The sequence below is a fragment of the Faecalicatena orotica genome (assembly GCF_003149245.1).
GTDB lineage: Bacteria > Bacillota > Clostridia > Lachnospirales > Lachnospiraceae > Faecalicatena_A > Faecalicatena_A orotica.
In genome coordinates this window covers 39,335-51,308 of sequence record NZ_QGDL01000018.1, presented here as the reverse complement: position 1 = coordinate 51,308, position 11,974 = coordinate 39,335, and the positions used below count along the sequence as shown (strand labels likewise).

Here is an 11,974-nt window from a genome sequence, read left to right as displayed (position 1 = left end):
CCTGCATATTTTAATTATTTCATTGCTATCCTATGGCGCACCCTATACTCTCCAGGTGTCATCTGAAAATATTCTTTAAACAACCTGTTAAAGTGTGTACGATTTTCATATCCCATCTGTTTTATAATTGTCTGTACATCTAACGAAGTAGTAGAAAGCAGCCGGGCAGCTTCTTCCATACAGACAGTCTGACAATAGTTCAGAATTGATCTGCCCGTCTGCTTTTTAAACACCCGGCTAATATAATCTCCATTATAGGACAGGATTTCTGACACTTCTTCCCTTGTTATTCTCCTTTTCTGGGCATTGATGTAATAGATTACTTCGTCTGTAATATTCTTATCAGAAAGCAGACCAAGGTTTTTGGGTTCAAATCGATAGATGTCTTGGTTCTCTAACAGGGCAAACAGGCGGTTCAGCCAACCATTAATAAAAAGCTCAAAACCCGGCTGTCTTTCAGACATCTCGATTTTAATCTGATTCCATATATTTGCAGCTTCTAAATCTTGGATAGACCTGTCCTTTAAAATAAAGTCTATATAATCTTTATTTTTTTGTGAATTATCATCTAAGTTCTGACGAAAGAAACGTAGGATATTTTGTGGCCAGCCAGAGATACTTCCAAAGGAGACAGGAAAAGTTTCTACAAAATGCTGAGAAAAGCAGAAATAATTTATCTTGAAATCTCCCCGAAATTCTTCATGATGTTTCGTGTTTCTGTTAAGCAGACATAAATCTCCACGACGGTAATGTACTTTGGTACCTTCTACAACAATATCTAATTCGCCTTCCAGAACCAGAAGCATTTCAAAATAACCGTGTCTGTGGGACGTTTCAAATGTACTTAAGTCAACTCCACTTGAACTGTCAAATTGTGTACCAATATTCTGATAAAAATCAGTATGGGTGTAGGTACATTGATTTTCTTTGCCATATCCGCTTAAGGTGAGTTGAGTGACCGCGATGTCTGTAGTCAGAGTATGGACCTGATTAATCAGATTATCATTCGTAATACCGGGAAATGGTGGTATCTGAATATTTTTCTCCAAAATCATGGAAGTCCCTCCTTATATGTCCGGATATGATACAGAAAAAGAGAGCATGTTTATATCGGACATTGTAGCACTATTTTTATGAACTTATAATAAGTATAGAATAAATTCAGGCTTATGGCAAGACGAAAAACTGTTCCTTGAAAATGACCGGAATTGAATGGAAAATAAATAGTCTGAATTGGTTACAAAAAATTATGCTTTAAGGAGAAGGAGGATGTGTTAATGGAAGAAAAAAAGTATTTGAATCTGGGACAGAAGCTGGCATATGGATCGGGGGATCTGGCATCTAATTTTGCGTATACCTTTGTATCAGGATTTGTTCTCATGTATCTGACAAATAGTGTGGGGTTGAACAGTGCAGTAATTGGAACATTAATGCTAGTGAGTAAACTGTTCGATGGCTTTACAGATGTTATGTTTGGAACATTGATCGACAGGACACACAGCAGGATGGGAAAGGCACGTCCTTGGATGTTCTGGTCTACATTTCTTCTGGCTGCTTGTTTGATTTTGCAGTTTACAGTTCCGCATGCATCTAAAACAATCCAATATGCGTACTTCTTTATTGTATATACACTGATGAATGCAGTTTTCTATACAGCAAATAACATTGCTTATTCAACGCTTAGTGCTCTGATTACGCGAAATGGAAATGAGCGTGTCCAGTTAGGAGCATTCCGGTTTGTATTTGCATTAATTGCTGCAATGTCCATTTCATCCTTAACGGCGGGATTTGTTGAAAAATTCGGTGGAGGTGCTACAGGATGGAGGAACGTAGCTATACTTTATGCAGTGATTCTGGTAGTTGTAAATACGATTGCAGTACTGAGCGTTAAAGAAATTCCGGAAGAAGAGGCTTTAAGTGCCGAGAAGCAGAGCTTCCTTAAAAATATAGGGCATTGCATACATAATCGTTACTATCTTATTATTCTTGGAATTTATATTGCTAACAATATGCTGGCCGGCATCACTCAGGGAGTAGGCATCTATTATATGATGTATGTATTGGGAAATCCGTCCTTGTTAGGCCTGTTTTCTATGGCGGGTATGCTGCCAATGATGTTGGGGATTATGTTTACTCCTATGTTGGTTAAGAAATATGGGATGTTTAAAATTAATAAGATTTCATTGTTTTTGGCAAGCATCATGTGTGTTCCGTTTATGATTGCAGCAAAATTCCAGGCGGTATATCTAATGGCAGCATTTTCGGCAATCCGCGGTATTTTTCTGGGCCCTTTAACTGGTTCCTTGAATGCACTCATTGCAGAAACGGCAAGATATTCATATTTGAAAGAAAAAATACATATTGAAGGAACGATGTTCAGCTGTTCTTCTATGGGCATAAAACTGGGAGGTGGAATTGGAAGTGCACTTTGTGGGTGGCTGCTTGCAGCAGGCGGCTTTGATGGTATGAAGACAGTTCAGGCTGCAGGAGCATTAAACATGATTTCAGTCATGTATACGGTAGTTCCCCTTGTGTTTTACGTCCTTATATTTATTCTAACATTATTTTTAAACGTGGAAGAAGCGAATAGAAGGATTGAACAGAAAATGAATTAAATAGGAAAATAGAGAGGTGTAAGAGTATGATCAAGAAAAAATTTAATGATGAATGGATTGTTTCAGAAAAACAAGGTACTTTTGGAATGGCAGTTGATGCAGGGACAAAAAAGGTTACGCTGCCATATGATGCAATGATTCACACTAAGCGGAATCCTGATGCAGTAGGTTCTTATATGACTGCATTCTTTAATAAAGGCATTTGGGAGTATAAGAAAAAGTTTATAGTAACAGAAGAATTAAAAGGTAAGAAGTTGATTCTTCAATTTGATGGTGTATTTGAAAAGGCGTTTATATATGTTAATGGAGCATTTGCAGGAAGCCAGATGTATGGTTACTCTCAATTCTTTGTAGACATTACACCGTATATCTATTTAGAGGGAGAAAACGAAATAAAAGTTTCTGTCCGTTTAAATGACAGTGCACGTTGGTACACTGGTGCAGGAATCTATCGGGATGTTTACCTTCTGGCATCTGAGATGGTGCATATTGTACCGCAGGGAATTAAACTGACAACAGCTATGGATAAAGAAACGGCAGCAGTGGATGCGGCAGTGACGGTGAAAAACGAGGGGATTAATGATATTGAAACTTTACATATCCGTACGCAGATATTGGACACAAAAGGAAATCTTACAGCGGAAGGAACGTCAAAATTAACTGTATTTAAAGGTCAGGAAGAGACTCTGCATCAGAAATTATATATAGAGAATCCTCATTTATGGAGTGATCTGGATCCGGAGCTTTATACATGCAAGGTTTTAATAAGTTATGACAAAGAAGGACAGAGTGTCGTGGACACAGGTTCAGAAATTTTTGGTATCCGTAGTCTGTCAGTCACCCCACAGCATGGGTTACAGGTAAATGGAAATTCTGTGTATCTCCGGGGAGCATGTATACATCATGATAACGGTCCATTAGGGGCTGTATCTACTGACTGTATTGAGGAAAGACGGGTACGGAAACTTAAGGAAGCAGGGTTTAATGCAATACGAACTGCACATAATCCTGCAAGTCCTGCATTGCTTAGGGCATGTGATAAGTACGGTATATACGTTATGGAAGAATCTTTTGATGCATGGACTGTCAATAAATGTAATTATGATTATGCTTTAGAATTCGGAAAAAACTGGGAAGACGATATAACAGCCCTTATAAATAAATCATATAATCATCCCAGCGTTATTATGTATAGCATAGGAAATGAGATTCCTGATACCGGATATCCCAGTGGAGCACAAAGAAGCAGGAAGATCGCAAATAAAGTTAAGTCTCTGGACCCTGCTAGATTTACTATAAACGCTATAAATGGCATGGTTTCTGTAATGGAGATTATGACGAAAATGTATGAAAACTCTATGGAGCAGGCGTCCCATCAGGGTGAAGGCCAGGAGGTTATCAATAATATGATGACTGGGCTTAGAGATACCATGAAAGGTGTTATGATGCTGGATGTAGTAACAAATGCTACAGAAGAGGCATTTAACTGTGTAGATATTGCAGGTTATAATTATATGGATTCAAGATATGAAATGGATGGGAAACTGTTTCCAAACAGAGTTATACTTGGCACTGAAACATTTCCGGCAGATATTGACCAGAATTGGGATAAAGTAAAACGGCTAAGTTACGTAATAGGAGATTTCTGTTGGACGGGATGGGATTATATGGGGGAGGCTGGTATCGGTCTGCATAAATACTCTCCGGTTCCAGCTGAATATGGAACGAATGCTCCTTGGCCATGTCTGACTTCTATGGCAGGTGATATATCGATCTGCGGATTCAGGCGGCCAATCTCTTATTACAGGGAAATAGTATGGGGACTTAGGAAAGCACCATATATTGCCGTTAAACGTCCGGAACATTATGGGGAACAGGTTATTGACTCTCCCTGGTGTTGGAGTGATTCTGTTGGAAGCTGGACCTGGAATGGGTATGAAGGGAAACCAGTTGAGATTGAAGTGTATTCAAATGCAGATGAAATAGAACTGCTGTTGAATGGCAAAAGTCTGGGAAGAAAAAAAATTGGAGTGGAAGACAGATACAAAGTGGTTTTTGATACCATATATGAACCGGGACAACTTTGTGCAAGGGCATATATGGGGGGAGATGTATCCGGAACTTATGAAATAGAGACAGAAGAAGGAACATCACTAGAAGCAGAAAAAGACATGATTTATGAGAATGAACTGGCATTTGTTTGGGTAAGCCATCCGGGAATTAATAAAAGAGTGAAAGTATGCGTTGAAGGCGGTACAGTGATTGCCTTAGGCAACGATGATCCGCTAACCGAGGAAAACTTCTTTGATGACGAGAGAACAACATATGATGGCAGAGTACTAGCAGTTATTAAACCAGATGGAGCCGGAGAAATGAAGGTGGAGTGTGAAGGAGAGGAAATAACTGTAAAGGTGCTCAAGAAAGAAAAGAACTAATTGGGATATTTCATAGGAGGAAAATAGGATGAGTATTCAACTTGATATGATATTGGAACAGATGAAGGCACAGAAGCAATCATTTCATGAAGATTTTGACGTTGAAAATTTGAGGCAGACAGCACAGATGTCAGCCCAGATTCCACCTGAGAAAGATGTGGATTTTGCAGAAATTCTATTGGGCAGTAGAAACACAGATATGGCTATTCCGTCTAAACCAAGGGAAGATGCCGTAATTATGTATATACACGGAGGAGGCTTTGTAAGCGGAAATCCGAAGTATGTCCGTTCATTCACATCTTTTCTGGCAAAAAAATCCAGGATGAAAGTATATGGGATAACTTATAGGATGGCACCGGAATATCAATTCCCGGCAGGACCGAATGACTGTCTTGAGGCTTATGAGGCTCTTACTCAAATGCTGCCGGACAAAAAGATTATAGTTTTGGGTGAGAGTGCAGGTGCTACTTATGTGATCGTTACAGCACTTATGGCTCGTGACAAAAATATCAGGCTGCCGGATGCAGTAGTGGCATATGCACCCTGTGGAGACATAACTGGCAGAATTGACAGGGCAGAATATAAAGATACAGATCCTGTTATTGGATATAATGCTTTGGATAAAATAAGAAATCTGTATTGCCCGGAAGATGCGGATGATCCATATGCGTCGATCTGCTTAGCAGATTATAAAGGTTTTCCGCCTATCAGGATTGTATGGGATGCAGGGGAAGTTCTTTCCCCTGACAGTAGAGAAATTGCAAATAAGGCAGAAAAAGCAGGTGTCTATGTAGAAGCAAAAGAATGGAAAAATACATTCCATACTTTTGAGCTGCTTGGTGCGATGCTGCCAGAAGCAGTGGAAGAAATCAATGATACGGTACATTTCATAAATAATTGTATTTAATATATAAAATGTAGATAAGCAGGGATGGTGGATAACATGGATGAGAATGATTATAAATTATTGAAAAATATTTTACAGTCACAGGGAATAAATATTCATGTTTTCCAAAAGCCCTATGAGAACATGGACGAGTTTGATAACGGGCTTAGAAAACAGCTTTATATGAACTATGATTATACGGAAGTGGAACGGAAATTAAGAAGTTTAAAATCCTCACACCTTTATCTGATAAATGATGTATTTGGAGTATGCTATGTAGCTATCACCGGTAGAGATAAAGAGGATGATGCTACCTATATTATGGCGGGACCATATCTGAAAAGGGAGAGTATCCCGGATATGGACAATATAATCAGTCGGAATAAGCTGGAGTTGTACCATATATCTATGCTGCAGGAATATTACAACAGCCTTCCTATTACACAAGACATAGAAACAACAGTATATACTTTTTTTGAGTATTTTGTGAAAGAAATACCATTAAAAATGGACTATATGGAATTGGAATTCGGAGAAATTTATAAAGAGTTGGAAATCCGCATAGAAGATGAGGACAAGCTGACAATGGGTCTTATTGAGGACAGATATCGCAATGAGGATGAACTTTTGGAAGCTGTTGAATGTGGGGATCAGACAAAAGCTATATTACTCATGAATGAAATTGGAAAATATCGGATTGAGGCAAGAAGCAGAGACAGCTTTAGAGAAAAGCAGAATATGACACTGACTTTAAATGTTTTGTTTAGGAAATCCGTCCAGCATGCCAGAGTACACCCGGCCCATATTGATGAGGTATCGGCAGCATTTGCACGAAGAATTGATATTAGCACGACAGAGTCTGAATTAAGTAAACTGATCCTGGAAATGATCAAGAGATATTGTCGTCTGGTACAGAGCTATTCATTGAAAAATTATTCTGCTATTGTTGCTGCAGTAATAAACTATGTCGAATTCAACATAAAAGAACCCTTGGGGCTGGGATATTTGGCAGAAAAGTTATCTGTTAATGCAAGCTATCTTTCAGGACAGTTTAAAAGAGAGACTGGAGAAACACTGACAAATTATGTAAATAAAAAAAGAATTCAAAAATCACTTTTTTTTCTTGCTACAACTAATCTGCCGATTCAGGAGGTTGCAGCAAGGGTAGGCATTTATGATGAAAATTATTTCTCTAGAATTTTCAAAAAGTTTCAGCTTATGACACCTAGGGAGTACCGAAGTGCCATGTATGGGACTGTAGAATACTAAAAATGTGAGAATTGTATTTTAAAATATACAATTCTCACATTTTTAGTATCCAAAAGAAAAACAAAAGATAATTAACAAAAACTGTGCTAGTTCAAACAAAATGAATTCTAAAGATTTTAACTGTTTTTATTTATAATACATGTATCAGCTGAGAACAAAAAATTTTAATTAGTGTAAATGGAGGTTCTACCATGACGAAAGAAAAGAAACAAAAAAATCCGGACAAGCTTGGCCTTGGGAGGCTGCTTGCATTTAAAAGTTCGGATGTCGCTCAGGCGGGCATACAGGCAATTGTACTTGGCTATTTAACCTTATATTGCACAGACACGCTCGCAATCAATCCTGCTCTTGTGGGAACATTACTGATGGCAAGTAAAATCATTGATGCCTTTACAGATATCTTTGCAGGCTGGCTTGTGGACAACACTCATACAAAGCTTGGAAAAGGAAGGCCATATGAGCTATGCATCATCGGTGTAATGATTTGCAGCATCGGATTATTCAGCGCAAGCCCACAATGGACGATGTTCTTTAAATGTGCATGGATTTTTTCAATGTATACCCTTGTATTCTCAATCTTTACTACTTTAAGGATGGCTGCACTTACTCCATATACAATCCGGGCTTTTAGCAACAATCAGAACGTAATCACAAAGGTAGCATCCTACGGCGGTATCATTACAATGGGAGCGTCAATAGCAATCAATACGGTATTTCCAATTGTTATGAGCAAATTGGCGACAAGCGCTTCAGGATGGACAAAAACGATGGCTATTTTTGCAATTCCTCTTCTTCTGATCGGTTTGTTACGTTTCTTCCTGATCAAAGAAGATCCTTCTGTGGATGCAGGGCAGCAGCATCAAAAAGTTTCAATGAAGGAAATCTTCACAATGTTTAAAACAAATAAATATGTCTGGTTATATGCGTGTATCATGCTCTGTTATAACGTAATTACTGCACTTGGCGTGGCAACCTACTATTTTAAATGGGTTATAGGAAATACAGCTTTAATGGCTGTAACATCTATGTTTTCCATCATAACACTGCCGTTGATGCTTCTTTTTCCTATCATAATGAAAAAAATTGGAACTATGGGCAATATGATTAGTTTATTCAGCGTAATAGGTATTGGCGGTTATGTTGTTGTGTTCTTTTCAAACAACTGGCTTCCTGGAGTGCTTGCAGGGGGAATGCTTGCTGCTTTTGCTACATTACCTCTTGCTTACTATGGGGTTCTGTTTATCATGAAATGCTGTACATATAATGAAATGAATGATCTGCCCAGAATGGATGGTTCATCCACTATCCTTTCCAATTTTATGAGTAAGCTGGGAGCAGCCGCTGGTTCTGCCATTACAGGTGCTCTGCTTGGGATTGCCGGATATGTGGCAGGTGACAGCGTGGCATCACAGCCGGGAAGCGCAATTATGATGATCCGTGTATTGTATGCAATTGTACCTGCAATCTTATTAGTTGTCATAGCTATCTGCTCAAAGAAGTTTGTAGTGTTGGAGAAAAAAATCCCTGTATGGGAGGAAGAAAAGAAAAAACAAGCAGGAAAGGTAAATGCAGAATAAAAGTAAGAAAGGTAAAACATATATGAGGAATAAAATTTTAATCCTTGAAAACTGGAAATTTATAAAAGATAAGGCAAACATAGAGAATGTGGTGCGGGCAGACGGAGAAAATATTAATCTGCCCCATACATGGAATGCAATAGATGGACAGGATGGGGGGAATGATTATTACCGTGGCTCATGCTGGTATGTAAAAGAACTGGGTAAACTTGAGATTTCTGATGAAGAGGTTTGGCTTGAGTTTGAAGGCGTTTCAATGTCGGCAGATGTCTATGTGAATGGACTGCACATGGGACACCATGAAGGTGGATATTCAACATTCAGGATAAATATATCCGATGTATTAGATGATAAAAATGTGATCGCAGTATGTGTGGATAACAGCTATACAAAAAGTATTTATCCACAGAAAGCAGATTTCACTTTTTATGGAGGAATCTATAGAAATGTGTCTCTGATTACAGTTCCGAAATCTCATTTTGCACTCTCCCACTTTGGTGGATGTGGAATCAAAGCCACACCTAAAATTAAAGAGGGAGAGAAAGATGCGGTGCTGTATCTGGAGGCTTGGACGGAAAATGCGGAAGACGGCTCAAAGATTATTTTTCAGTTGGAAAGCGTAGGAGAAGTGGAAGCAGAAATAAGACAAAATTATGCGTCTGCTATACTGCAGGTACCGGATGTACATCTTTGGAATGGAAAAAAGGACCCCTATCTCTATAACGTTCATGCTAAGTTAGAAAAGACAGGAGATGCAGTTTCTGTCCGTATTGGATTTAGAAGTTATCGTGTAGACAGTGAAACTGGATTTTATCTGAATGGAAAACCCTATAGGTTATGTGGGGTCTCACGACATCAGGATAGCAAAGGAGCAGGAAATGCTCTTACACCGAAGATGCACAGGGAAGATATGGAGATGATTGAAGAGATTGGTGCGAATACCATACGGCTGGCACACTATCAGCATGATTCCTATTTTTACGATTTATGCGATGAGGCAGGAATGGTTGTTTGGGCGGAGATCCCATATATAACTGAACATATGCCGGAAGGAGAAGCAAATACAGTTTCTCAAATGACGGAATTGGTTATTCAGAATTATCATCATCCGTCTGTTTTCTTCTGGGGGCTTTCTAATGAAATCACAACAACTGGAGGGGTAACAGATGGTTTGGTTGAAAATCATAAAAAGCTCAATGAATTGTGCCATCAGTTAGATGACACCCGCATGACAACAATGGCAAATGTATTCATGTTAGAAATGGAAAGTGAAGTGTTAAGTATTCCCGATATTCGATCCTACAACCTATACTATGGATGGTATCTGGGAGATATGGAAGAGAATGACAGATGGTTTGATGAATTTCACAGTAAACACCCTGATATGGCGATCGGATTATCAGAGTATGGTGCAGATGCGCTGACATGTTATCAGACAAGCAGCCCCGAGAAAGGGGATTATACAGAGACTTATCAGGCACTATATCATGAACATATGCTAAAAATGTGGTCTGAACGTCCATACATTTGGGCAATGCATGTATGGAATATGTTTGATTTTGCTGCAGATGGAAGGGCAGATGGAGGCGAACCGGGAGTAAATCATAAAGGCCTTGTGACATTTGACAGAAAAGTAAGAAAAGATGCTTTTTACATATATAAAGCATATCTGTCTGATGAACCGTTTATCCACATATGCGGAAGCCGTTACATAGACCGTAATGAGAAAATAACTGAGGTAAAGGTGTATTCTAATCAAAGCCAGATTACTTTGATTGTTGATGGGAAAATATTAGATAAAAAGTCTGGGGACAAAGTTTTTCGATTCTCGGTGCCGCTTAGCGGGGAACACGAGATAGAAGCAAAAAGCGGGGGGCTTTCTGATCATATAAGGATAAGAAGAGTAGATAGCCCTAATCTAAACTATGTTAAAGAAAAGGAAAAAGTGACAAACTGGTTTGACAGAGAGGATATGCAGATCAGGGAGGGATATTTTTCAATTAAAGATACGGTTGCAGATGTCAAGGCAGTGCCAGAAGCAGCTTTACTATTAGAGAAAATACAGGAAAAAGCAGTGGAAGCATATGGTGATGTTGCTAAGAATGTAACAATGCCTGAATCTATTCAGAAACAAATGGAAGCAATGCCGGTTGAGGCAACGCTTAGACAGGCAGGAGAAGCAGTAACTGTGGAAATGATTATTGAACTGAACAGAGAACTGAACAAAATAAAAAAATGACATGGTTAGTCTGTACTATATTCAGAATGGCCTGGGAGATGCATTTCAACACGAAAATCTTTATGGAATCCTATGTAGTGAAGTATTGTATGTTGTGATATGATATATACATGATAAGAAAAGTGCAACTTCCCTTCAGGCCATGAGAAAAGCATGTAAGGATATGATGTATACTGTCGTGAACAGCCGTGCTTATGAAGCAGAGAATATTCAGACGGGTATGCAGACATGGCAGATGATTGGGATTGGGATAGATGTCATCCTTTTACTTGCATTGCTTATGCTCGAAGTCCTTACAGTAAGGAAGTATAAGAAAAGAGATCTTCTCAAAATGTAACCGTTGACATTACAACACCCCCCAAGTATAATACTACTTGAAAGCGAGGTGGTTAGCCATGCAGATTTCAAGCAGGTTTACATTGGCGGTTCATATATTTGCCTGTATTGATACATTTAAAGATGAATACAAGGTAACCAGTGATTTTCTTGCAGGCAGTACAAATGTGAATCCGGTTATCATCCGAAAAATCCTCGGCCAGCTGAAGGCGGCAGGACTTGTCGAAGTAGCACGGGGGTCCGGCGGCGCATCTATCCCGAAGCCTCTGAATGAGATTACATTCCTCGATATTTACAAGGCAGTAGAGTGTGTAGGAAATAATGAATTATTCCATTTTCATGAAAATCCCAATACAGATTGTCCTGTGGGCAGAAATATTCATGTGATCTTAGATAGTAAACTGAGAAGGGTTCAGGAAGCAATGGAAAGAGAGCTTGCGTCGATTACTTTAGAAGATGTGAGACGTGATACAAAAAAGTATATTGGTACAAAATGAGTTTGAGTGCTTTTGAAATCATATTCAAGGCACTCAAATTTTTTAAAATTACGTTGTAACTATTGACATTACAACGTAGACATGATATTATCTGGTTGTAATCAAAAACATTACAACAGT

Annotated in this window: 9 protein-coding genes; 8 read left to right on the top strand and 1 reads right to left on the bottom strand. The window is 38.8% G+C overall.

What is annotated here, in order from left to right; translation table 11 throughout:
* Nucleotides 1–14: 14 nt before the first annotated feature.
* The gene (locus A8806_RS22885; RefSeq protein WP_109733491.1) at nt 15–1,055 is read right to left on the bottom strand and encodes an AraC family transcriptional regulator; all 1,041 of its coding nucleotides are present in this window, start codon (nt 1,053–1,055) and stop codon (nt 15–17) included.
* 222 nt (nt 1,056–1,277) lie between these two features.
* Here A8806_RS22885 and A8806_RS22880 point away from each other — a divergent pair, with 222 nt between their 5' ends.
* The 8 genes from A8806_RS22880 to A8806_RS22845 all read left to right on the top strand — a co-directional run bounded on the left by A8806_RS22880 (nt 1,278) and on the right by A8806_RS22845 (nt 11,854).
* Nucleotides 1,278–2,615 carry an MFS transporter gene (locus tag A8806_RS22880; RefSeq protein ID WP_109733490.1) on the top strand — a complete coding sequence of 446 codons (1,338 nt, stop codon included), beginning with the start codon at nt 1,278–1,280 and terminating at the stop codon, nt 2,613–2,615.
* Nucleotides 2,616–2,641: 26 nt separating this feature from the next.
* On the top strand, nt 2,642–5,050 hold the full coding sequence (locus tag A8806_RS22875) for a glycoside hydrolase family 2 TIM barrel-domain containing protein (RefSeq protein WP_109733489.1): 2,409 nt from the start codon (nt 2,642–2,644) through the stop codon (nt 5,048–5,050).
* A gap of 28 nt (nt 5,051–5,078) precedes the next feature.
* Nucleotides 5,079–5,957 carry an alpha/beta hydrolase fold domain-containing protein gene (locus tag A8806_RS22870; RefSeq protein ID WP_109733488.1) on the top strand — a complete coding sequence of 293 codons (879 nt, stop codon included), beginning with the start codon at nt 5,079–5,081 and terminating at the stop codon, nt 5,955–5,957.
* A 36-nt stretch (nt 5,958–5,993) separates the two neighbouring features.
* On the top strand, nt 5,994–7,205 hold the full coding sequence (locus tag A8806_RS22865) for a helix-turn-helix domain-containing protein (RefSeq protein ID WP_181368840.1): 1,212 nt from the start codon (nt 5,994–5,996) through the stop codon (nt 7,203–7,205).
* Between the two features lie 191 nt (nt 7,206–7,396).
* Nucleotides 7,397–8,782 (top strand): MFS transporter, encoded by a 1,386-nt coding sequence (locus A8806_RS22860; RefSeq protein WP_109733486.1) that lies wholly within the window; start codon nt 7,397–7,399, stop codon nt 8,780–8,782.
* On the top strand, nt 8,772–11,021 hold the full coding sequence (locus tag A8806_RS22855) for a glycoside hydrolase family 2 protein (RefSeq protein WP_242996238.1): 2,250 nt from the start codon (nt 8,772–8,774) through the stop codon (nt 11,019–11,021). The genes A8806_RS22860 and A8806_RS22855 overlap by 11 nt, the downstream gene beginning before the upstream one ends.
* A 163-nt stretch (nt 11,022–11,184) precedes the next feature.
* Nucleotides 11,185–11,358 carry a hypothetical protein gene (locus A8806_RS22850; RefSeq protein ID WP_181368839.1) on the top strand — a complete coding sequence of 58 codons (174 nt, stop codon included), beginning with the start codon at nt 11,185–11,187 and terminating at the stop codon, nt 11,356–11,358.
* A gap of 58 nt (nt 11,359–11,416) precedes the next feature.
* Nucleotides 11,417–11,854 carry an Rrf2 family transcriptional regulator gene (locus tag A8806_RS22845; protein ID WP_109733484.1) on the top strand — a complete coding sequence of 146 codons (438 nt, stop codon included), beginning with the start codon at nt 11,417–11,419 and terminating at the stop codon, nt 11,852–11,854.
* Nucleotides 11,855–11,974 lie beyond the last annotated feature (120 nt).

Coding starts and splice junctions, on each gene's coding strand:
- A8806_RS22885 (WP_109733491.1), bottom strand. CDS start 1,055: ATGATTTTGGAGAAAAATATTCAGATACCACCATTTCCCGGTATTACG.
- A8806_RS22880 (WP_109733490.1), top strand. CDS start 1,278: ATGGAAGAAAAAAAGTATTTGAATCTGGGACAGAAGCTGGCATATGGA.
- A8806_RS22875 (WP_109733489.1), top strand. CDS start 2,642: ATGATCAAGAAAAAATTTAATGATGAATGGATTGTTTCAGAAAAACAA.
- A8806_RS22870 (WP_109733488.1), top strand. CDS start 5,079: ATGAGTATTCAACTTGATATGATATTGGAACAGATGAAGGCACAGAAG.
- A8806_RS22865 (WP_181368840.1), top strand. CDS start 5,994: ATGGATGAGAATGATTATAAATTATTGAAAAATATTTTACAGTCACAG.
- A8806_RS22860 (WP_109733486.1), top strand. CDS start 7,397: ATGACGAAAGAAAAGAAACAAAAAAATCCGGACAAGCTTGGCCTTGGG.
- A8806_RS22855 (WP_242996238.1), top strand. CDS start 8,772: ATGCAGAATAAAAGTAAGAAAGGTAAAACATATATGAGGAATAAAATT.
- A8806_RS22850 (WP_181368839.1), top strand. CDS start 11,185: ATGATGTATACTGTCGTGAACAGCCGTGCTTATGAAGCAGAGAATATT.
- A8806_RS22845 (WP_109733484.1), top strand. CDS start 11,417: ATGCAGATTTCAAGCAGGTTTACATTGGCGGTTCATATATTTGCCTGT.